At 59.5% G+C, this 21,592-nt stretch carries 17 protein-coding genes; 7 read left to right on the top strand and 10 right to left on the bottom strand.

Annotated elements, in window-relative coordinates; translation table 11 throughout:
* Window positions 1-7: 7 nt before the first annotated feature.
* Window positions 8-2,224, bottom strand: coding sequence for a response regulator (locus AC2FIB_RS12230; protein ID WP_496735092.1), 2,217 nt, complete (start codon window positions 2,222-2,224; stop codon window positions 8-10).
* A gap of 115 nt (window positions 2,225-2,339) precedes the next feature.
* Between AC2FIB_RS12230 and AC2FIB_RS12225 the strand changes: the two genes are divergently transcribed.
* Window positions 2,340-3,185, top strand: coding sequence for a 2-keto-4-pentenoate hydratase (locus AC2FIB_RS12225; protein WP_496735093.1), 846 nt, complete (start codon window positions 2,340-2,342; stop codon window positions 3,183-3,185).
* Window positions 3,186-3,189: 4 nt separating this feature from the next.
* Here the strand turns inward: AC2FIB_RS12225 and AC2FIB_RS12220 are convergent, their stop codons facing one another.
* The 4 genes from AC2FIB_RS12220 to AC2FIB_RS12205 are packed head-to-tail and all read right to left on the bottom strand — an operon-like array spanning window position 3,190 to window position 9,864.
* Entirely contained in the window at window positions 3,190-5,229 is a 2,040-nt protein-coding gene (locus tag AC2FIB_RS12220) for a hypothetical protein (RefSeq protein ID WP_496735095.1), read from the bottom strand.
* Window positions 5,226-7,988, bottom strand: coding sequence for a DUF4159 domain-containing protein (locus AC2FIB_RS12215; RefSeq protein WP_496735096.1), 2,763 nt, complete (start codon window positions 7,986-7,988; stop codon window positions 5,226-5,228). Before AC2FIB_RS12215 ends, AC2FIB_RS12220 begins: the two co-directional genes overlap by 4 nt.
* A complete protein-coding gene (locus tag AC2FIB_RS12210) occupies window positions 7,985-8,860 on the bottom strand; it encodes a DUF58 domain-containing protein (RefSeq protein WP_058272870.1) in 876 nt (291 codons plus the stop codon). The genes AC2FIB_RS12215 and AC2FIB_RS12210 overlap by 4 nt, the downstream gene beginning before the upstream one ends.
* Window positions 8,857-9,864 (bottom strand): AAA family ATPase, encoded by a 1,008-nt coding sequence (locus tag AC2FIB_RS12205; protein WP_496735098.1) that lies wholly within the window; start codon window positions 9,862-9,864, stop codon window positions 8,857-8,859. Before AC2FIB_RS12205 ends, AC2FIB_RS12210 begins: the two co-directional genes overlap by 4 nt.
* A gap of 64 nt (window positions 9,865-9,928) precedes the next feature.
* Between AC2FIB_RS12205 and AC2FIB_RS12200 the strand changes: the two genes are divergently transcribed.
* Window positions 9,929-10,507, top strand: a complete 579-nt coding sequence (locus AC2FIB_RS12200; RefSeq protein WP_496735099.1) for a DUF1285 domain-containing protein — start codon at window positions 9,929-9,931, stop codon at window positions 10,505-10,507.
* Here the strand turns inward: AC2FIB_RS12200 and AC2FIB_RS12195 are convergent.
* Window positions 10,504-11,448: a DMT family transporter gene (locus tag AC2FIB_RS12195; protein WP_496842178.1), complete on the bottom strand. Its 945-nt coding sequence runs from the start codon at window positions 11,446-11,448 to the stop codon at window positions 10,504-10,506. The genes AC2FIB_RS12200 and AC2FIB_RS12195 overlap by 4 nt on opposite strands.
* A 175-nt stretch (window positions 11,449-11,623) precedes the next feature.
* Between AC2FIB_RS12195 and AC2FIB_RS12190 the strand changes: the two genes are divergently transcribed.
* Window positions 11,624-12,373, top strand: coding sequence for a hydroxypyruvate isomerase family protein (locus AC2FIB_RS12190; RefSeq protein WP_496842176.1), 750 nt, complete (start codon window positions 11,624-11,626; stop codon window positions 12,371-12,373).
* Between the two features lie 79 nt (window positions 12,374-12,452).
* Entirely contained in the window at window positions 12,453-12,683 is a 231-nt protein-coding gene (locus AC2FIB_RS12185) for a DUF2798 domain-containing protein (protein WP_496735103.1), read from the top strand.
* 58 nt (window positions 12,684-12,741) lie between these two features.
* Here the strand turns inward: AC2FIB_RS12185 and polA are convergent, their stop codons facing one another.
* The 3 genes from polA to AC2FIB_RS12170 all read right to left on the bottom strand — a co-directional run bounded on the left by polA (window position 12,742) and on the right by AC2FIB_RS12170 (window position 16,517).
* Window positions 12,742-15,540, bottom strand: a complete 2,799-nt coding sequence (gene polA / locus AC2FIB_RS12180) for a DNA polymerase I (protein ID WP_496842174.1) — start codon at window positions 15,538-15,540, stop codon at window positions 12,742-12,744.
* Window positions 15,541-15,664: 124 nt separating this feature from the next.
* Window positions 15,665-16,327, bottom strand: coding sequence for a YrbL family protein (locus AC2FIB_RS12175; protein WP_496735106.1), 663 nt, complete (start codon window positions 16,325-16,327; stop codon window positions 15,665-15,667).
* A gap of 13 nt (window positions 16,328-16,340) precedes the next feature.
* On the bottom strand, window positions 16,341-16,517 hold the full coding sequence (locus AC2FIB_RS12170) for a zinc-finger domain-containing protein (RefSeq protein ID WP_496735108.1): 177 nt from the start codon (window positions 16,515-16,517) through the stop codon (window positions 16,341-16,343).
* An 87-nt stretch (window positions 16,518-16,604) separates the two neighbouring features.
* Between AC2FIB_RS12170 and AC2FIB_RS12165 the strand changes: the two genes are divergently transcribed.
* Window positions 16,605-17,597, top strand: coding sequence for an ABC transporter ATP-binding protein (locus AC2FIB_RS12165; protein WP_496735209.1), 993 nt, complete (start codon window positions 16,605-16,607; stop codon window positions 17,595-17,597).
* Here the strand turns inward: AC2FIB_RS12165 and AC2FIB_RS12160 are convergent.
* Window positions 17,594-18,058 (bottom strand): DUF1203 domain-containing protein, encoded by a 465-nt coding sequence (locus AC2FIB_RS12160; RefSeq protein ID WP_496735110.1) that lies wholly within the window; start codon window positions 18,056-18,058, stop codon window positions 17,594-17,596. The two genes, AC2FIB_RS12165 and AC2FIB_RS12160, sit on opposite strands and share 4 nt — an antisense overlap.
* Window positions 18,059-18,167: 109 nt before the next feature.
* Here AC2FIB_RS12160 and AC2FIB_RS12155 point away from each other — a divergent pair, with 109 nt between their 5' ends.
* Together AC2FIB_RS12155 and AC2FIB_RS12150 are read left to right on the top strand one after the other, a co-directional pair.
* Window positions 18,168-21,086: an error-prone DNA polymerase gene (locus AC2FIB_RS12155; RefSeq protein WP_496842173.1), complete on the top strand. Its 2,919-nt coding sequence runs from the start codon at window positions 18,168-18,170 to the stop codon at window positions 21,084-21,086.
* Between the two features lie 50 nt (window positions 21,087-21,136).
* Window positions 21,137-21,550 (top strand): group III truncated hemoglobin, encoded by a 414-nt coding sequence (locus AC2FIB_RS12150; protein WP_496735113.1) that lies wholly within the window; start codon window positions 21,137-21,139, stop codon window positions 21,548-21,550.
* Window positions 21,551-21,592 lie beyond the last annotated feature (42 nt).

Here is a 21,592-nt window from a genome sequence, read left to right as displayed (position 1 = left end):
GTTCAATCTAGTCAGCCCGGATTTCCTCTGCAACAACCGGGCAACAATCATCCGGCCTATGGGTCAGAACCATCTGGTGAATCGTCTGCTTTTGCAGCGGTTTGGTCAGGTAGTGATCCAGCCCGGCAGATAAGATTCCCTGATCGTCACCAGCCATCGCATGAGCCGTCAGAGCGACAATAGGAACATGACGGCCAGTCTCAATCTCACGGCGCCGGATTTCGGCTGTGGCCTGTTTGCCGTCCATTTTAGGCATCGAGATATCCATAAAGATAAGGTCTGGGTTAAACTCCTGATACTCCTGCACCGCTTCGATCCCGTTGCCGGCAAAGCGCAGGTCGATGTTCAGATCTTTGACCATCTTCTTAAGGATCAGTTGATTGGTCCGGTTATCTTCGGCCGCCAGAACACGCATGATACGCTGCGTTCCTTCACATGCGGGTTGGTTAGGTTCCTGATTGATCGGTGCGGTCTCCGAAAGCGACTCAACGCCCTGTGGGTGGCCAAGCGCTTTCAGGCGCGCGTATAGCTCAGCCCTGGGGATCGGCTTTTGTAGAACGCCTTCGATCAGGTGGCGCGCGGGGTGGGCGTGAATGACACCGGGATTGGCCGACATCACGACAATCGGCAGAGCGCCCCACCCCCTGTCTTTCAGCATGACAGCCAGCTCAAGCCCGTCCATGTCGGGCAGGTCATGATCGCACAGCAGAAGGTCCACACTGTCGTCCAGCGCCGTCAGCGCCTCTCGGCCCGAGGTGCAAACGGTGACCTGCACCCCCAGCCGCCCCAGCTGTTTGGACAGGATCGCGCAGTTGGCGGCCAAATCCTCGACGATCATCACGTGGCGCAGGCGCCCGTCAAGATCGGGCGGGGCAGGTTGCGGGCCTTCAGCGGTCGGCATTGAGACACGAAAGCCAAAGCAGGACCCCTGCCCCGGCTCGCTATCCACCCAGATAGCGCCGCCCATCAATGTGATCAGTCGCTTGGTAATAGCAAGGCCCAGACCGGTTCCCTCAAAGGCCCGGTTCCGTTCGTCTTCGACCTGATTGAATTCACCAAAAATGTGCCCGATCTTGTCTTCGTCGATGCCGATGCCGGTATCTTCGATTGCCACATGCACGTCGCAGGATTGGGTATCCGGGTTAGGCACACCGGTGACACGGATCAGGACATGGCCCTCGGACGTGAACTTGACCGCATTGCCGACGAGATTGGTCAAAACCTGCCGGACCCGCCCTGGATCGCCAACAAACAATGTGGGCAGGAACAGATCGTAATCCACCAATAGCGTCAGACCTTTATCGCGCACGCTGGGTTGCAGCAGCATCGCGACTTCAAGAATGCAGCGTTCAAAGTCGAACTGTTCCGGGTGCAGGGTCAGCTTGTCCGCCTCGATCTTGGAATAGTCCAGGACGTCGTTGATAATCACCAATAGCGCCTCGCCCGAGTTGCGGATGGTGTTCAAATACAGCCGTTGTTCTTCATCCAAAGGTGTTTCAGTCAGCAATTCAGTCATGCCCACGATACCGTTCATCGGGGTTCGGATTTCATGGCTCATATTGGCCAGAAAGGCCGATTTGGCGCGGTTTGCCGCCTCGGCCCGTTCACGAGCAGAGGTCAATTCGGCCTCATGGCGCACGGATGCCGAGATGTTCAGGGCCAGACTCACCACATCGCCACCATGACCGCGCTGGTCGATTAGCTTGATGTAATGGCCGTTCCACAGCCGGATAACCTCGGGCTGTGGATGCGGCATGGCCCATCTCTGCAGCATTCTATCGCGCCAACCGGGCGTCGGCTCGGACCCAAGGTCAATCAGCCCCTCAGTCGTCAGAATCTCAAGAATCCTCGGATAGGTCACACCCGGCGCAACCTCTTCCAGCCCGTCAAAGACGCTTAAGTAAGCCGCGTTTGCCCCAATCAGGCGACTTTCCTCGTCAAAGAACGCGAATCCATCCTGAATAGTTTGGATAGAATGCCACAGGCGGCGCTCGGCCACCTCGATCTTGGCGTTGGCGACCGTCAGATCGGATTTGACCTTTTCATTCTCACCCCGGACCGTTTCAACCTCGGCCTGGGTTTCACCAATCCGCTTGGTCAATGCCATCGCATGTAGGCCCAGTTTGCGGTTGGCAGCCGACAGCTCTGCCTGTTTCATTTGCAACAACCGCTCGGCCGCCAGACGTGCGCGCCGTTCTTGTGACAGTTTTTCTGCAAGACTCATCTTTGGTGTTTCCGGGACAATCTGCGTCCAGCATCCGGGCAGAGAGTGAAGAACTGTTTAAGCCGTTGCCCAATGATCGAACCTCGTGCCACTCTTGCCAAAACGGAGGTGTGATATGCGGGGTTTCTTCGGCGCTTTGTTGGCCTGTGGCGTGTTTGCCCATCCTGTGGCAGCAGGCTGCGCAACGGATGGTCAGATCGATCGGTTCGTCGCGGATTACCTCTCTGCTACGCCTACATCTGCCCTTTCGCCTGATGGCACAATGAAAGAAGCACTGTGTACGCAAGCGCGAATAGTGTCCGCATTAGAGCCACATTTAGGGCCGATCATCGGCTACAAGGCCGGTTTGACCAGCGCGCCTGCACAAGAGAGATTTGGCGCTTCTGAACCGGTTCAGGGCGTATTGTTCCGCGGCATGATGCTGGATGACGGCGCGACCGTTCCATCAGACTGGGGTGCGCGACCGGTGTTTGAGGCCGATCTGGTGCTAGTTGTGGGCGACGCGGATATCAATCAGGCCACATCGCCAGAGGAGGTGCTGCAAGGCGTCTCAGCCATCCGCCCGTTTATCGAACTACCTGACCTGACCTTTGCCGAGGGTGAACCGATCACCCCGGTCACGCTGACAGCAATTGGCGTTGCTCCGAAACTGGGCGTTTTGGGTGCAGAAATCCCTGTGTCCGATCCGGCAGCTATGGTGCAGGCCTTGGCTGATATGACTGTCACCCTCCGTGCCGCAGATGACGAGATTCTGGCGCAGGTACCGGGCACAGCGGTACTGGGGCATCCGGCCAATGCCGCCCTTTGGCTGATGTCCAAAGGGATTGAATTTCAACCGGGGGACTTGATTTCCGTCGGATCATTCGGGCCGTTAATCCCGCCTGCAAAGGGTAAAGGCGGGGCATCAGTGTCTTACGACGGCTTGCCCGGCAATCCCACGGTCAGCGTGGTTTTTGACTGACCTGTCACCGCCCCTCGCGCAGCCAGCCCGCCAGAAGGAACCCGCCCGCCAGTAGCAATACAAGCCAAGGTGGCAATAGCCCGGCCTGCGTCACGTCACGTGTTTCATAGGCGTTGCGCGGGGTCAGACCGATCCATCCGCGCCCTGATGCGGGACGCCCGGCACGTACGTTGCGGATCGACGGCAAACCCTCCTCCAAACGCACCGTACCGCCGCGCAATTCTGCCGTCACAGGTTCCAGTACCTCGGCTGTTGCGATCGTACGTTCGAATTCCTTGGGGGCAGCAGGGCCCAGCCCGATGACGGTGGATTGTTCCCCTTCCTGCAGGCGGTAGAGGCCGATTTCCGGCCCGAAATACTGTGCTTCGAACCGCCCCGGCGAGACCTCATCGAGGGTAATCTCGACCGTCTCACCGTTCGGGCGGGTTATGGTCACTGGCCCGACCTCATCCCCCAGCGTCTGCCGGATGATGCGCATCACCTGACCATTGGCCTCGGCCCACAGCGCCTCTTCCTCAAGCTCAGGCTCTTTCATCATCCAATGCGCCAAACGGCGCAGTAATTCCAGCTGCGGTCCGCCGCCTTCGAAGCCCCGGCTCCACAACCAGGCATGATCCGAGGCCAGCAGCGCCACGCGCCCTTCTCCAACACGGTTGAGCACCAACAGGGGCCGGTCATCCACGCCCGTCATCAACACCTCACCCGTGCGGTGATTCACGTCGATTTGGCGCAGCCAAGCACCCCAGTTATCCGAGTCGCCAAGGTCGGTCGTGACCGGATGGCGATGCCCCAGGTCGGTAACCATCGGCACATAGCGTTCCTCGATCACCCGCGCGGTAGGTTGCGCAGGCAAGATCGGTGCCAGGGGTGAGCGGAAGATACTGTCAGCGCTGGCAAAATCCGGTCCGGCAGCAACAAGAACGGCACCGCCTTCGTTGATATAGTTGGTGACGTTGTCCAGATAGATCGCCGGCAGGATGCCGCGCCGCTTGTAGCGGTCAAAGATGATCAGGTCGAAATCGTTAATCTTTTCCAGAAACAGCTCGCGCGTCGGGAAGGCGATCAGCGACAATTCATCCACCGGCACCCCGTCCTGCTTTTCAGGGGGGCGCAGGATGGTGAAATGTACCAGATCCACGGAACTGTCAGACTTCAGCAGGTTGCGCCATGTCCGCCCGCCCGGATGCGGCTCTCCGGACACCAGCAACACGCGCAGCCGGTCTCGGACGCCGTTCATCTGGATCAGGGCGGTGTTGTTACGGTCGGTCAGTTCGCCCTCGGCCTCTGGCACGGTGAATTGAATCACATTGCGCCCGCCATGGGGCAGCGTGATCGGCAGCTCAACATCAACACCAATGGGGATCGTGAATTGCTCGGCTTCGGCCCCGTCGACCGAAATTTCTAGTGGCGCGATCGAGGCCCCTGTGGGCGCTGCACCGCTATCCTCAACCCTTAGGGTCAAGGTGACGGGTTCATCAATAATGGCAAAGGCAGGTGCATTGCGGACGATCAGACGGCGATCCCAATCCGTTGCACGCCCTGTCTGCAAAAGGTGCATGGGCGCGGGCAGGTCGGGGGCCTGATCGGCATCATGTACGATGCCGTCCGACACCACCAGAATGCCCGCGATCCGCGCGCGTGGTTCTTCGGCCAACGCTTCGTTCAGGGCCGCCATAACTTGGGTGCCTTCGTCCCCGTCTCCGTCACCTACGCGAATGCGGCGTAGTTCCGTATTGTCACGGGATTCAATCTCGGCCGCCAATTCCTTTGAGGCCTGCGCGGTCTGATCCGCCCGGTCCGAAAGGGTCTGACTGGCGCTTTCATCCTCGACCATCAGAACGATATCGGTCAGCGGCGCGCGATCTTCGATCTGATAGACCGGACCTGATAGCGCAGCGATCACAACCAGCGCCGCCAAACCGCGCAAAGCCCAGCCAGACAAACCGCGCAACAGGGCCAGAACAACCCCAGCAACAGCAATCGCCACCACGATGGCGAGAATGGGCCAGGGGATCAGCGGGTCGAAGATGACGGTTCCAGTCATTGTCCTAACCTGTCCAGCAAGGCAGGCACGTGCACCTGATCTGATTTGTAGTTCCCGGTCAGCACATGCATCACCAGATTGACACCAAAGCGGTTTGCAAGCTCACGCTGCCGCTCACCCGCATACCCCCGCCCGACCGGCAGCAGTGCCTGACCGTTGCGATCAATGGCCCAGGCCGCACCCCAGTCATTGCCGCCGATCACCACTGGCGTCACGTTATCATTGAGGTTGCGGAACGGCATGCCTTCGATCTGTTCAGCATCCATGGGTGCCGCCTCGACCCAAACTTCGGTGCCCGCGTAGCGACCCGGGAAATCCTGCAAAAGGTAGAAGGCACGGGTCAGGACATGGTCACGTGGTACAGGCTCTAACGAAGGGATATTCAGCGGGGCCGCGATCTGTTGCAGCTTGCGCCCATTCGGGCTGGCGGCCCCGAAGCGGGCTACATCCGCGTCGCGCGTGTCGAACAGGATCATCCCGCCCGAGCGCAGGTAAGCGTTAAGCTTGGCATAAGCCTCAGCCGACGGTTGCGGCTGGTCGGGTGAGATCGGCCAATAAAGCAGCGGGAAAAACGCCAACTCGTCCCGTTCCAGATCCACGCCAATGGGTTCAGCAGGTTCTACCGAAGTTCGAAAAAACAACGTCTGAGCCAATCCGCGCATTCCTGCAGCCGCAATATCGTCAACCTGCTGATCACCCGTCAGAACATGCGCCAGAACCAATTCCTGTGTGGCGTTCAACGCGAAATCTGTACTTTCGGGCGTTTGCGCCTGTACTTCGGGCACCAGCAAAACCGCCCCCAGTGCGACAGCAGCCGCCCTGGCCAGACCCAGGCGACCGGATAGTGCCAGCGAGGCGATCACGTCGATCGTCAGCAGCAACAATGCAAGGCTCAGCAGGATGCCCCCAATGGGTTTTTCGGTGCTGACCTCCTGGCCCTTGATCGGAACATCCGACGGCCAGACCGCTGGGCTGAGAACCGTTTCATCGGTCAGAACATTGCGTGCCAATTTCTGTTTGCCGCTTTCGTAAAGGCCGGGTCGCAAATCGGGACCGATCTGACCGGTCACAAGCTCAACACCATCGACGCCCGGTAGATTTCCGGCATCAGACAGAACACCAAAGCCATCCATAACCTGAATCGGTTCCCACGTGGTGCCTTGCAACTGTGACTCCTGCCGCGATTTCGCCGCTGACGACACCGCCAGCCGGTCCAGCATTTCAACAAAAAGCCCAGACAAGGGAAGGCTGGACCATTCCGCATCTGCTGTGACATGGAACAGTACCACCTGCCCCAAACCCAACGCTTTGCGGGTCACCAAGGGCGTGCCATCCGAGAGTGAGGCAATAACCCGATCTGCCAAATTAGGGTCTGGTTGCGCCATGACTTGCGTGGTCACTGTGACATCTTCTGGTACCTGAAGTCCGTAGAAGGGCGAGTTTTCCGGGAAAGGTGCCAACCCTTTGGCTTCGCCCCAGCTCATCGCGCCACCGACCGAGCGTCCACCGCTGCGCAGACGCACCGGCAACAGGGTGTCCTCGGCATCCCGGCCAAGATCGCTGGCCGCCATCCGCGGACCGGCAAAGCGCAGCAGCAAACCGCCCTGTTCCACCCATTCGACCAGCGCCGCTTGTTCGGACCCTGCCAGTTTCGCCACATCGGCCAGCACGATCACATCGGGATTGGCGGGCAGGACTTCCAGCAATCCGCCATCGACGAAGTCCGCCGTTGGGGTCAGCACTTGCGTCAGGTAATGCAACGGCGACAACAGCTCTAACCCTTCGCGGTTCAGCGATCCGGCAATCAGGGCGACTTCGCGTCGCCGCAAGCTGTCATCGGTCAGCGTGACGGCCCCTGCCGAACGCTCACCCTGAATCTCAAACCGGGTGATGCGCGCGCGCAATTCAGAAGGCAACGACAGTTCCACCTGCGCCTGTGTTTGACCGCTGGCAAACTCCATCTCGGCCGATTGCAGAACACGCATTGCACCGGCGGGGTCACGCCCCTGAGCCAGTATCGTGATGCGATCTGCAGAACCGGGTTCCGCCCGTTGCGCGGACAATTGAATAACCCCGTCCTGATATGTAGCAGGCAAAATCGCAACCGCAGGCGACGGGGCCTGATAGACTGTCACATCACCGCGCGCGCGCAGGGCAGACAGGATCGCCTCGTGCCCTTCGTAGGTCAGGCGATCGCTGAACCAATGGGTGTCAAACCCTCCGTCCACCTGATCCATGGCAGCCAGCGCCATATCGATTTGCGCCCGGGTCGGTTGCCACGGTGTCGGCGTCAGCCCGGGTAAACGGCCGCGCCATGCTTCGGCGGCTTGGAATACGGGGGCTTCAGGTTCGGTCAGGCGCAGGATGGCCACGGTACGGCCTGCGCGCCCGGCCTCGGTCAGCTGCACATCGATCTGATCCAGAGTCGTTGACCAGCGGGTCGCCCCGGCCCAGCTGGCATCCAGCACCAGCAGCAACGGACCCGAGCCTGCCTGATCGCGCGAGGGGTTCAGGACCGGTCCGGCCAATCCAATGATAATCGCTGCCGCCGCCAGCATGCGCAGCAACAGCAGCCACCATGGGGTGCGGTCAGAAACGCTTTCGTCATCCCTTAACCCCAGCAGTAGCGTCACGGCCGGGAACAACCGACGGATCGGCGCGGGTGGCACGGCACGCAAGATCAGCCACAGGATCGGCAGGGTCAAAAGACCCATCAACACCCACGGTGCGGTAAAGCCAATGCCCGCCAGAATCGTCATCCCGTACCCCCATCGAGCGCACGATAGAGCCACAATAGAGCCGCTTGCGCACTGTCATTGGTGTGATGCAGCCCCAGTTGCCACCCAGTCGCACGGCACAGCCGTGTCAGCGCATCCTTACGCTTGGCAAGCCGTTCCAGATACCGCTCACGCAGATCTCCGGCCTTTAGGGTTTCGTGTCGGACAGATCCGCCGACGCTTTCAAAGATCGTACGGCCCCGGTAGGGAAAGGTCTCTTCTCCGGGATCGAGAACCTGCAGAACCAAGCCTCGCACCCCACGGTCTGCGGCTTTGGTGAGGGCCAGTTCAACCTCATCCAGCGGACCAAGGAAATCGGAAATGAAAACGGCGCGGGCATGCGGGATCATGGCGCGGTGTTCGGGTGGCGCATAGTCGGACTCAGCATCCTCGGACCACGCTTCTGCCAGTCGGATGACCTGCGCGTTGCCGCGCCGTGGCGGCAGGGTCGTGCCGGTCAGGCCGACGCGCTCACCCCCGCGCACCAGCAGGATCGCGGTTGCCAACCCCAGCAGACGAGCGCGGTCGGCCTTGGTGGACAGGTTCTTGTCGGACGCAAACCGCATCGACGCGCCCTGATCGACCCACAGCATTACCGATTGCGCAATCTGCCACTCGCGTTCGCGCACAAATTGCTGGTCGCCGCGGGCCGAGCGCCGGTGGTCAATCATCCGGCGGCTGTCACCGATCTGAGCAGGGCGGTATTGCCAGAAATCATCGCCAAGCCCGGCGCGGCGTCGACCGTGATCGCCCAGCAGAACCGTACCGGCCAGCTGCTCGGCCCGCGCCAAGAGCGGCGGCAGCCGGGACGCCTCGGCCTCAGATCTTTCTCGAAGGGTCAGCGCGGCATTCACGCCGCAGCCTCGGTGCGCACCAGACCGGCGGCGGTGGACTCAATCAAGTCAGCAAGGCTGTCACCGCGCGCCCGCGCCGCAAAGTTCAAGGCCATCCGGTGGCTTAGCACTGGACGGGCCATGTCCAGCACGTCCTCGGCATTTGGGGCCAAACGCCCCTGCAGCATCGCCCGGGCGCGCACCGTCATCATCAACGCCTGTGCTGCACGCGGGCCAGGGCCCCAAGCCACGGTTTCAGCGACACGTTCAGAAACACCTGCCTCTTCAGGGCGGAAGGCGCGGACAAGATCAAGGATCAGCTCCACAACCGAATCCCCCACTGGCATCCGGCGCAACAGGGTCTGTGCAGCCAACAATTCCTCTTTGCTGAAAATCTCGTGCGCGTCTTCCTCTTCGACACCTGTTGTTGCCAAAAGAATGTCGCGCTCGGTCTGTCGATCCGGATAGTCCACGTCAATCCGCACCAAAAAGCGGTCCAGCTGCGCCTCAGGCAGTGGATATGTGCCCTCTTGTTCGATCGGGTTTTGTGTCGCCAATACGTGGAAAGGTTCACCCAGATCGCGGTCTTCACCGGACAAAGTCACGGTACGTTCCTGCATCGCTTGTAACAGCGCCGATTGCGTTCGAGGGCTGGCGCGGTTGATTTCGTCCGCCATCAGCAACTGACAGAAGATCGGACCGGAAATAAAGCGAAAGTGGCGGCTGCCATCCTCGGCGGTGTCCAGAACCTCGGACCCCAGAATATCGGCGGGCATCAGATCGGGTGTGAACTGGATGCGGTTGCCATGCAGACCCATCACGGTCGACAGCGTTTCAACCAGCCGCGTCTTGCCAAGCCCAGGCAGGCCGATCAGCAAGGCGTGACCACCACACAGCAGCGCGGTCAGCGTCAGGTCCACGACCCTTTCCTGTCCGATAAAGCGACGGGTGATCGAGGCCTTGGCCTCTTGCAGTTTGATTTCCAGCGCTTCGATCTCGGACACGAGGTCGGCAGGTTCGGTCATGACTTTCCCTTCCGTGGACTATTATGGTTGAAGTGTATCGCGCGAAAAGGAAATGGCAAAAGCAATGAGCGGACAAAAACCTGTGACCCCCTCTCCGGACGGGCTGGCGGCCTCGGTCAAGGCGGCCAAAACCAGGGGTTTACCCCCTGTTCACCTGTGGAATCCTCCGTTTCGCGGCGATCTGGACATCCATATCGCAAAAGATGGCTCTTGGACTTATTTAGGGTCGCCGATCAACAGGTTCGAGCTTGTGAAGCTTTTTTCCTCAATTCTTAAGAAAGAAGACGGGAAATACTACCTCGTGACTCCGGTGGAAAAGGTGGGAATCACTGTCGAGGATGCGCCCTTTGTGGCCGTGGATTTTGACGCGACAGGCGACGGTCAGGCGCAAGTACTGACATTTACGACCCGTGTTGGTGATACCGCGATTGCTGGCCCTGATCAGCCAATCCGGATTGTCATCGATCCCGAAACAGATGAGCCGTCACCTTATGTATTGGTTCGCGCAAATCTTGAGGCGCGCATAGATCGCAAAAGCTTTTATCGTCTTGTGGACATCGCAACGCACAAAGATGGCTGGTTCGGCGTCTGGTCCGGTGGGCAGTTTTTCCCGCTTGTCCGGTCGGACAGCCTGACCGACTAGGCCGGTTTTGCAACCCGACGATCCTGCGCCAGAACAACAGCCATTGCCACGACCCCTGCGCCCAGCGCACGGGTCCAGTTCCACTCTTCGCCCAGCACCAGCATGATCAGCATCACGTAGAAGGGGGCGACATTGATGTGAAAGGACGTAAGCGCGACACCCAGTTTGCCAATCGATGCAACAAACAGGATCTGGCTAAGCGCCATAGAAATCAGAGAATAAATCGCCAGCATTCCAATTTGACGTGAGTCTATAGAAATGGACGGCACGATATCCATGCCCAGATGATGTGCTCCGGCCATCAGGATGGTTGCCATGAAGAACCCGCCAACAAATGTAACCGCTGCGCGCCCGGTTTGGCTTAATTCGGGGAAATCTCGCGAGGTTGCTTGGCTACCCCAGCAAAACATGGCTGTCGCCGCAACGGCACAGGCAGCGCCTAAACCCAACTGTGCCGGGGCTACCGCACTGGTGGCGATCAATCCGCCCACTACCGAGATCAGAACCCCAACAGCAAAATTCCACTTGAGCCGTCTGGTACCAGACGCAAGTTCCAGCAATGTCGCAATCAATGGCGCGCATGAGGCAATGATGGCCGTTGTGACCGGGTCAGTCAGTTTTTGCGCCACGATCAGCAGAAACATCCCCAGACTGATGCCAAACCCGCCAACAACAAACGCACGTCCCCAACGGGCGCGCAGAACCCGTTCCGGGCCATCTATCATGACCCAAATCGGGAGTAGAAACGCAACAGCCATGGCCATGCGCGCAACCAACAGCGCAACTGGCGGCCATGTCTGCAACAGCACCTCGGCCGCCGGAAACCCAGCCGCCCACGTCAGCATGGACGCCACTGCCAAGCCGTTGCCGGACAAAACCGAATTTTGCCCGGCAGACGCAGAAAGGGCGTTCCCGCGCGCGGGGTCTGGGCTCATCGCCATAATGTTCGAACCTTTTGTTGGCACGGCGTTCTGAAATGATTCGCCGCGTTACCCCGAACCTCGCTGATTCAGTCAGCCCGATCTGGTCGAATTTCGACAAACTGTCGTTTTCAGTCTCTTTCGTTGAAATCGCCTCGCGGATAAGGTCAGCGCACCAGCTAACCAAATGCCTCCGATGCCAAAATTCGCAGCCAATATCTCTCTGCTCTTTGCCGAGCTTCCCTACCTGGACCGGTTTCAGGCCGCAGCAGAGGCTGGGTTCAAGGCGGTCGAGATTCTGTTTCCCTACGAATTGGCCGCCAAAGAGACACACCGCGCGTTGCTGACCAACGGTTTGGATCTGGTGCTGATCAATGCGCCTCCACCCAATTACACCGGCGGCGATCCCGGTTATGCCGCTGTTCCCGGTGGTGAAGGCCGGTTCCAGTCGGATATCCGCCGCGTTTTGCGCTATGCTCAGGTTCTGCGCCCGGGGCTGATCCACATCATGTCAGGCTATTCCTCGGGACCGGACGCGTTTGAATGCATGGTGCACAACCTGCAATGGGCAGCCGACCTTGCACCACAACAACAATTCACGATTGAACCGCTCAATCCAGTGTCCCAGCCCGATTACTTCCTCAACGATTACAACCTGGCTGCTGACATCCTGGACCGTGTGGATCGCCCGAATGTCGGCCTGCAATATGACAGCTTTCACGCCCATATGATCCATGGAGATGCGCTGGCTGTTTGGGAACAGTTTCATCCAAGGGTCGTACATGCCCAGGTCGGAGCCGCACCGGACCGCTCTGAACCGGGACGCGGTCCGACGGATTTCGTTCAGCTTTTTAACGCCATGACGGCGTCGGGATATTCTGGCTGGGTTAGTGCCGAATACACCCCTTCAACATCCAGAACCGTGCATTCACTGGGATGGATGTGACGCCAGATTCCCTATTCCGTCTGGCAATCAGGGGGAAAATATCTAAAACCGGGGCATCGCGACCTTAAGGATGCCCGAAATGATCCCTGCCCGCTTGGCCCACGCTGTATTCGGACTGATCATGTCCGGCCTCATGTCCTGCATCGTCACTGGCATCGCCACGGTCAAAGCCGTCGGTTTCGGACCGTCCACATTTGGTGACTGGATGGGTTCCTGGGCTTTTTGCTGGCCCATCGCCTTTGCCGTCATCCTGACCCTTGGACCAACAGTAAAACGTGTGGTCGAGGGGTGGGTCAGACCGCAGGACTGACCCGCTGCAAAGACGGCCCGCCGGACCTGATGAGCAGCGCCGCCCGCTTGATGAATTTCTAGTGCGCCTCGGCCCAGTTCGCACCCTGCCCGGCATCCACGCTCAGCTTGACGTCCAACTTCACAGCTGGATCAGATGCGCCTTCCATCACGTCGCGTGCGACATCGATCAAAGGGTCCACCGCATCCTCGGCGACTTCGAACAGCAATTCGTCATGCACCTGCAGCAGCATCTTGGCGGGCAGACCATTGATCGCATCCGGCATCCGCACCATCGCGCGCCGGATCACATCCGCCGCCGTTCCCTGAATCGGCGCATTGATCGCCGCCCGGCGCGAGAAGCCCGCATGAGGCCCTTTGGCGTTAATCTCAGGTGTATGAATTTTACGTCCGAACAAAGTCTGCACATAGCCATGCTCTTTGGCAAAGGCGACAGTGTCGTCCATATACTTGCGAATACCCGGGAAGCGTTCGAAATAACGGTCGATGAACCCCTGTGCCTCGGCCCGCGGAATGCGCAGATTGCGCGCCAGCCCAAAGCCTGAGATGCCGTAGATTACACCAAAGTTGATCGCCTTGGCCTGACGGCGGATATCCGGCGTCATCTCGTCCAGCGGCACATCGAACATCTCGGACGCGGTCATGGCGTGAATGTCCAGCCCGTCGGAAAACGCTTGTTTCAGAGCCGAAATATCGGCGATATGCGCCAGAATGCGCAGCTCGATCTGGCTGTAGTCGAGGCTGACCAGCACATTACCCGGTTCGGCTATGAACGCCTCGCGAATGCGCCGACCCTCCTCGGTACGCACCGGAATGTTCTGCAGGTTCGGATCGGTCGAGGCCAGACGCCCCGTATTCGCCCCTGTGATGGAATAAGATGTATGCACCCGGCCCGTATCTGGATTGATATGGGTCTGCAGCGCGTCGGTGTAGGTCGACTTCAGCTTGGACAGTTGCCGCCAGTCCAGTACTCGGCGCGGCAATTCATGCTCGGTCGCGAGGTCTTCGAGAATGTCAGCCCCGGTCGAGTATTTTCCGGTTTTCCCCTTCTTACCGCCTTCCAGCCCCATCTTGTCGAACAGAATCTCACCAAGCTGGGCAGGAGAGCCAACATTGAAATTCTCGCCCGCCAATTCGTGGATATCAGCCTCCAACCCCGCCATTTTCTGGGCAAATGCATTGGACATCCGGCTCAGAACATCGCGGTCAACCTTGATGCCGTGCATTTCCATTTCGGCCAGAACCGGCACCAGCGGACGTTCGAGCGTTTCATAGACGGTTGTCACCTGCACCTGATGCAGTTGCGGTTTGAACAGCTTCCATAGGCGCAGAGTGATGTCGGCATCTTCGGCGGCATAGGCGGTCGCCTCATCAATCGGCACCTTGTCGAAAGTGATCGCCGATTTACCCGAACCCAGCAGCGGTTTGATCGGGATCGGCGTGTGATTTAGATAGCGTTCGGACAAGGTATCCATACCATGCCCATGCTCACCCCCATGCATCGCGTAGGACATCAGCATCGTGTCATCGATCGGCGCAACGTTCACGCCATAGCGGGCGAAAATCTTGGCGTCGTATTTCATGTTCTGCCCGATCTTCAGGATCGACGGGTCTTCGAACATAGGTTTGAGCAGATTCAGGGCCTCATTGACGGGCATTTGCCCTTCGGCCAGCGCGTCTGAGCCGAACAGATCATCGGTGGCGCTTTCCCGGTGGATCAATGGGATATAACACGCCTCGCCCGGCTCAACCGACAGAGAGATGCCGACAAGATCAGCTATCATTTCATTCAGGCCAGTGGTTTCCGTGTCCACCGCGATCCAGCCGCGCTCATACGCCTGATCTATCCATTTCTGCAGCGCACCCGCATCTCGCACACATTCGTATTTCGATGCATCAAAGGGGATGGCTTCGGCTTCGACTACCTCAGCAGCCGGCGCAGGCGCATCGGCAATCGCTGGCGCTTCGGCACCCAACTTGTCCGCGATCCGCTTGGTGAGCGTGCGAAACTCCATATCTGCCAGAAAACCCAGCAAGGTGTCAGGTTCGGGATCTTTCACCTCAAGATCGTCCAGTGTGAAATCCAGCGGTGTGTTCTCGTCCAGTTGCACCAGTTTCTTCGACAGTTCGATCTGGTCACGCTTTTCGATCAGGGTTTGGCGGCGCTTTGGCTGCTTAATTTCTTCGGCCCGGTCCAGCAGCGTTTCCAGATCACCGTATTCGTTGATCAACAGGGCGGCCGTCTTGACCCCAATGCCTGGAGCCCCGGGAACGTTATCGACGCTGTCGCCCGCCAGTGCCTGTACATCAACCACGCGTTCAGGGCCGACACCGAATTTCTCAATCACGCCATCGCGGTCGATGCGCTTGTTCTTCATCGCATCCAGCATTTCGACACCGCCGCCAACCAGCTGCATCAGGTCCTTGTCCGAGCTTACGATTGTCACACGCCCGCCCGCCTCACGCGCTTGCACAGCAAGGGTCGCGATGATGTCGTCGGCCTCGTACCCCTCCAACTCTTTGCAAGCGATGTTGAAGGCTTTCGTTGCTTCGCGTGTCAGGGGCATCTGCGGGCGCAGGTCCTCGGGCATCGCTTCACGGTTGGCCTTGTAGAGGTCATACATATCGTTGCGGAACGTGTGCGAGCCTTTGTCAAAGATCACCGCCACATGGGTCGGTGCGTCCGGGCCAGCGTTCCCTTCAACATATTTCTGCAACATGTTGCAAAAGCCGGAAACTGCGCCAATCGGCAGCCCGTCCGACTTTCGCGTCAGTGGCGGCAGCGCGTGATAGGCCCTAAAAATAAAGGCCGATCCGTCAATCAGATGCAGGTGACACCCTTTTCCGAAATTGCTCATGCGCGCGCTCCGTTCTGGTTGGAAACGGTTCTGCCACAGGCCCGCGCGGGTGGCCAGCAAAGAAGGTAGTCAATCCACACAAGAGGCCGGAAAACTGTGCCGGAACGTTAACGCAGGCCGTCAATCACGCGACACGGAATTCCTGCCCGGTTCTGTCCCAGATCAGCCCCACACGCTCGGCAATGCCGTTCATCTGCTTGTGCAGCGACCGGTTGTTCAACCTGCGGCTCAATGTGCGCAAGGGAATTAGATTGCGCTCTCCGTAACCATCGATCAGCAGGAACATTCGGGTTTCGTTGCGCAGCCCGTAGACAATGTTGGTCTCGTGAATATCGCGGGCAACAATCTGAAGCTGAAACAGTTTTTCGGCAAAGCTGTTCAGTTCATTCAGAACATCATCGCTCAGCGCTCCATCCTCGCACAGCTTCGCAAGGGGACGTGCGAGCTGTCCGTCATCGGATTCGATCCGTTCCACAATGATCGCTGGGCCAATGTCGGTTTGCGCTATGCCAAAACATCGCGCCAAAGGCAGTTGCTCGATGTCGGTGCCGCTTTTCAGCGCCGCCTTCATCTCGCCCTCGATTTCTTTTAGCGCATTGCGGAACACAGAATCGGGCAGAAGCCGCCGGATCAACCGTTTCGCAAAGGATCGGTTGGGCCGTTTACGCGGGCGCGTCACCTTTACCAATAAGTGGGGCTGCCCTGGGCAGGCATACACGTCTCGATGTCCGCCACTGGCAATCGGGTCCAGATCGGACACCCGCAAAAGCTGCACTGCAAAAAGCATCCGGCCCCCGAATTTATTGCGCGTTGTTCTCCGACAGTACGTATTTACAATCGCAATACGGGCACTCGACCCAGCCCGTATCTTCGGGGATCTGCAACCAAACGCGCGGATGGCCCAATGCGCCTTCGCCGCCGTCACAGGCAACACGTGCGGTTTCGACGATCTTGGTTTCCGGTGCATCAAGTGTCACGGCTGGCGATCCTTCATTGGTTGTCGGCCTCGCGGGCATGCATTAGGTGCGTTTATGAGCGATGAGCAAACCGGGGGCAAGGGTCTCATGACCGATGCGGCAATCAGGATCAATGGACTGCGCAAGACCTATCGGGGTGGCAAGGGCCAGCCCGAGAAACAGGCACTGAAGGGCATAGACCTGAGCATTCCACGCGGGTCGGTGTTTGGCCTGCTGGGTCCGAACGGGGCCGGTAAATCGACCTTAATCAACATTCTGGCCGGTCTGGTGGTGAAATCGGCGGGTTCTGTGTCGATCTGGGGGTACGATCAGGACCGCAACCCGCGCCAGTCCCGCGCCGCGATTGGCGTGATGCCCCAAGAGCTGAACCTTGACCCGTTTTTCACCCCCCGCGGCGCGTTGGAGGTGCAGGCCGGTTTGTACGGCGTACCCAAGGCCCAACGCCGCAGCGATGAGATCCTTGAACTGGTCGGTCTCAGCGACAAGGCCGAAGCCTATGCCCGCACGCTGTCGGGTGGCATGCGGCGGCGGTTGCTGCTGGCCAAGGCGCTGGTGCATCACCCCAAGATCCTGGTGCTGGATGAACCGACGGCAGGTGTGGATATCGAACTGCGCCAGATGCTCTGGACAAATGTGCGCAAGCTGAACGAACAGGGCATGACCATCATCCTGACCACCCATTACCTGGAAGAAGCGCAGGAAATGTGTGACGAGATTGCCATCATCAACCACGGTGAAAAAATCGCTCAGGACAGCACCGCTAACCTGCTGGGCCGAATGGACAGCCGCACCATGGTCATCGTTCCTGACAGCCCAGTCATCGATCTGCCCACAACCGAAGGGGTCGAGGCCGCCTTGCGCGACGATGGTAACCTTGTTCTGCAATATCGCAGCGCCCAAACCAACGCCGAGCAAGTTTTGGAATCCGTCCGCGCAGCCAATATCCGCATCCGCGACGTCCGCACCGAAGAGGCTGATCTAGAGGATGTGTTCCTCGCCTTGACGTCCAGCCGCTCCGAGGACGCCCCGGCGGTTGATCCGGATCAGCCGCGCCGGGGAATGCATAGGGTCAAGCTTTAGTCTCGGTCGATTCGGGCCTGATAGCAGTTGTTTCGCGCGGATCGGACATGGATATAGGCCACATCTGGTCGGGCAAAGATATCTCTGACTTTTGCACCGATCTGATCCGTAGGCGTGATCGCCCCGGTGCCATAGACGATGCGGTCATCTGTGCCATAGCCCTTAATAAGGTAGTCGGGCGACGAGGTCAGAATCCCGGGCAGGTCTTGCCCCTCGTATCGCTCACAAGGCGCAGCACACAGAAATATCGGCCCGGTTTCGGCATATGGATGTGTCTCTAAAAAGGGCTTGTGGGCCAAGATCAGCATTTCTTCGCCCTCGGGAATGTTCTGCAAACAATGGCGGCACGGGTTGCCGGCACCCGTGGAAACGGCCCGTTCTGGCGTTGCGCCATAGGAATCCGGGTGACCGGCCTGAAGGGCGCGTACCTCGTCGGTGGGCAATGCGGTGATTTTGAACATTTTGGGTCTCCTTTTTCCCGACACTGCCCATCGGACCAAACCCAATCGACCCGTTTCCTGCGCAAAGGACTCGAAAAAGAACAAAACATGAATATAATATGGAATCGTCATGTATGCCGAGCTGTCGATCACGTCGAATTTCACCTTCCTCACCGGGGCGTCCCACCCCGAGGAGTATATGGAGCGTGCCGTCACCCTGGGCCTGCCCGCCATCGCCATCGCTGATGACAACTCGGTCGCCGGAATCGTGCGCGCCCATACGCAGGCGCGCGAGATCACCCGCAAGGTGCGCGAACGGCTGGAGTGGGAGGCGCAGAACACCTCCATAGGCCCGCCTTGCCCCGATCACATCCCGAAACCGCCCTCATATCCCGTCCACGCGGTGCCGCGCCTGATCCCGGCGGCACAGCTGATCTTTACCGACGCACCCACGGTTACCGCCCTGCCCCTGAACCGGCAGGGCTGGGCCAACCTGTGCCGCATCCTGTCCAAAGGCCGCCTGCGCGCCGAAAAGGGCGACTGCATCCTGCACTTGTCCGACCTGCTGGAGTTTTCCGACGGCCTCCACTTTCTGCTGTGGCCGCAAACGGCCCGGTCTCCGGGCGGCGCGGACGCATGGCGGACACAAGCGCAACAGCTGACGCGCCGCTTTGCCGGGCGGATGCATCTGTTGATGCACCCCCGGTATGATGGCGCAGATAGCGCGTTTTTCTCTTTATTAGAGACTGAGTCAAAACAACTCGACCTTCCCACCCTCGCCAGTGCCACGCCGATGATGCATCACGGGGGCCGCCGCAAGCTGGGGGATGTGCTGACCGCCATCCGCCTGCGCCGCAAGGTCGATGAACTGGGCCGCGAGGCGCTGGCCAATGGCGAACAACGCCTGCGGTCCGAGGCCGAGATGCTGCGCATCTTCAAAGGTTATGAGGGGGCCGTTGCCCGCGCGCATGAACTCAGCGAACAGCTCACATTCTCGCTGGACGAGCTGCGTTATGAGTACCCCAGCGAGGGCAGCGAGCAGGAAACCCCGACCCAACGCCTGCATCGTCTGGCGCATGAAGGGTTGCAATGGCGCTACCCAGCCGGAGCGTCCGAGAAGGCGAAAAAGATGCTGGCGCATGAGCTCGCCCTGATCGGCAAGCTGAAATACGAACCCTACTTTCTGACAGTCCGCGATATCGTTCATTTCGCCCGCTCGCGCGACATCCTCTGCCAGGGACGCGGCTCGGCGGCTAATTCGGTGGTCTGCTTCTGCCTCGGCATCACCGAAGTCAGCCCCGAGATGGGCACGATGGTCTTCGAACGCTTTGTCTCCGAGGCGCGGGATGAGCCGCCCGATATCGACGTCGATTTCGAACATGAGCGCCGCGAAGAGGTGATCCAGCACATCTATGACCGCTATGGCCGCCATCGCGCCGGCCTCTGTGCCACGGTCGTGCATTATCGCGGCAAACGCGCCATCCGCGAGGTTGGCCGCGCGATGGGACTAACCGAAGACACGATTTCGGCGCTCTCATCTCAGCTTTGGGGCTTCTTCTCAGCTGCGGGGCTTGAGGCGGAACGGATGCGCGAGATTGGCCTCGACCCCGAAGATCGCCGTCTAAAACAGACTCTAATGCTGGTATATGAGATCGACGGGTTCCCCCGTCACCTGTCTCAGCATGTCGGCGGCTTCATCATCACCGAGGGGCGTCTGGACGAGCTTGTTCCTATCGAGAACGCCACGATGGAGGACCGCACGGTCATCTGCTGGGACAAGGACGATATCGACACGCTGGGCATCCTCAAGGTCGATGTCCTCAGCCTCGGGATGCTCACCTGCATCCGCAAGGCCTTTGATCTGATCGGGCAGCACCACCAGACCAGCTATACACTCGCCACCCTGCCGCCCGAGGACCCTGTCGTCTACGACATGCTGTGCAAGGCGGACTCGATTGGCGTGTTTCAGGTGGAATCACGTGCACAGATGAACTTCCTTCCCCGGATGCGGCCGCGTAATTTCTATGATCTGGTGATCGAGGTCGCCATCATCCGCCCCGGCCCCATTCAGGGCGACATGGTCCACCCCTATATCCGCCGCCGGAACGGAGAGGAGGAGGTCAGCTTCCCCTCGGACGAGTTGGGCGAGGTGCTGGGCAAAACGCTGGGCGTGCCGCTGTTTCAGGAACAGGCCATGCAGATCGCCATTGTCGGCGCAGGCTTTACCCCGGAACAGGCCGACCGGCTACGCCGGTCTCTGGCAACCTTCAAGAAGCACGGCAATGTCAGCGAATTCCGCGCGCTGTTCCTGCGCGGGATGAAACGCAACGGGTATGAACAGGACTTCGCCGAACGCTGTTTTTCGCAGATCGAAGGCTTCGGCTCTTACGGCTTCCCCGAAAGCCACGCGGCCAGCTTTGCGCTGCTGGTCTATGCCTCGGCCTGGATCAAATGCCACCATCCGGGGATATTTGCCTGCGCCCTGCTGAATTCGCAGCCAATGGGGTTCTATGCCCCCGCCCAGATCGTCCGTGATGCGCGCGAGCATGGGGTTCAAGTGCGCCCGGTCTGCATCAATGCCAGCTTTTGGGACAATGTGATGGAACCTGACGGTCAGGGCGGGCTGGCGCTACGGCTGGGCTTCCGCCAGATCAAGGGCCTCAGCGAGGAAGATGCCAGCTGGCTGACAGCCGCGCGCGGCAATGGCTACCATCAGGTCGACGATGTCTGGCGCCGTGCCGGTTTGGGACCATCGGTGATCGAACGGCTGGCCGAGGCGGATGCCTTCGCCGCCTGCGACCTGACACGGCGCGAGGCATTGTGGCAGGCCAAAGCGATCGCCACAGCCAAACCCCTGCCGCTGTTCTCACAAGATCTGGAGGGGGAGGCGCTGGATGAACCCGAGGCCTACCTGCCGAAAATGACCTTGGGCGAGCAGGTGGTCGAGGACTACGTCGCCACCCGCCTCAGCCTACGGGCACATCCCGTCGCCCTGCTGCGGCATATTCTGACACCGGACCCGCGCGACAAAACCACGCCTGTCGCATGACCGCAGAACGGGATAATGCCCCTGAACAGAGTCGAAATCGGACCATCCCAATGACCAGACCCACCCTGCCCCCACGCTTTCCCGCGACGCCAGATCAGATCAACGTGCAGGTCCGCGCCTTTTATGCCCGCGTGCGAGAAGACACAGTACTGGGACCGGTCTTCAACAAACATGTTCACGACTGGCCCGCCCATGAGGAAAAGATCGCCGCCTTCTGGCGCAACGCGATTTTGTTCGAGCGCAGTTATGACGGCAACCCGCAACGAGTCCATATCGAGCGGCCCGACGTAAAGCCCGAGTTCTTCGCCCATTGGCTGGACCTGTTCGAAGAGGTCGCAACCCAAACGCTGCCCTCTGAAACCGCGACTCCTTGGGTCGCGCTGGCCCGTCGCATCGGGGTGGGAATGAAAGCGGGCGTGCAATCCGCACGCCAACCCAAGGACGCACCACCGATCCTGCGATGATCCCGCGTCATGGCGGCCATGCAATGTTAGCGGTAAATTAGG

It is taken from the genome of Ruegeria sp. YTSA072 (assembly GCF_059610285.1).
Note: the sequence above shows the minus strand (reverse complement) of the source record. Positions and strands in the feature narration are given on the sequence as shown.

Excerpts from the sequence above, each read along its gene's own strand:
- AC2FIB_RS12230 (WP_496735092.1), bottom strand. The coding sequence starts at position 2,224 with ATGAGTCTTGCAGAAAAACTGTCACAAGAACGGCGCGCACGTCTGGCG.
- AC2FIB_RS12225 (WP_496735093.1), top strand. The coding sequence starts at position 2,340 with ATGCGGGGTTTCTTCGGCGCTTTGTTGGCCTGTGGCGTGTTTGCCCAT.
- AC2FIB_RS12220 (WP_496735095.1), bottom strand. The coding sequence starts at position 5,229 with ATGACTGGAACCGTCATCTTCGACCCGCTGATCCCCTGGCCCATTCTC.
- AC2FIB_RS12215 (WP_496735096.1), bottom strand. The coding sequence starts at position 7,988 with ATGACGATTCTGGCGGGCATTGGCTTTACCGCACCGTGGGTGTTGATG.
- AC2FIB_RS12205 (WP_496735098.1), bottom strand. The coding sequence starts at position 9,864 with ATGACCGAACCTGCCGACCTCGTGTCCGAGATCGAAGCGCTGGAAATC.
- AC2FIB_RS12200 (WP_496735099.1), top strand. The coding sequence starts at position 9,929 with ATGAGCGGACAAAAACCTGTGACCCCCTCTCCGGACGGGCTGGCGGCC.
- AC2FIB_RS12195 (WP_496842178.1), bottom strand. The coding sequence starts at position 11,448 with ATGGCGATGAGCCCAGACCCCGCGCGCGGGAACGCCCTTTCTGCGTCT.
- AC2FIB_RS12190 (WP_496842176.1), top strand. The coding sequence starts at position 11,624 with ATGCCAAAATTCGCAGCCAATATCTCTCTGCTCTTTGCCGAGCTTCCC.
- AC2FIB_RS12185 (WP_496735103.1), top strand. The coding sequence starts at position 12,453 with ATGATCCCTGCCCGCTTGGCCCACGCTGTATTCGGACTGATCATGTCC.
- polA (WP_496842174.1), bottom strand. The coding sequence starts at position 15,540 with ATGAGCAATTTCGGAAAAGGGTGTCACCTGCATCTGATTGACGGATCG.
- AC2FIB_RS12175 (WP_496735106.1), bottom strand. The coding sequence starts at position 16,327 with ATGCTTTTTGCAGTGCAGCTTTTGCGGGTGTCCGATCTGGACCCGATT.
- AC2FIB_RS12165 (WP_496735209.1), top strand. The coding sequence starts at position 16,605 with ATGACCGATGCGGCAATCAGGATCAATGGACTGCGCAAGACCTATCGG.
- AC2FIB_RS12160 (WP_496735110.1), bottom strand. The coding sequence starts at position 18,058 with ATGTTCAAAATCACCGCATTGCCCACCGACGAGGTACGCGCCCTTCAG.
- AC2FIB_RS12155 (WP_496842173.1), top strand. The coding sequence starts at position 18,168 with ATGTATGCCGAGCTGTCGATCACGTCGAATTTCACCTTCCTCACCGGG.
- AC2FIB_RS12150 (WP_496735113.1), top strand. The coding sequence starts at position 21,137 with ATGACCAGACCCACCCTGCCCCCACGCTTTCCCGCGACGCCAGATCAG.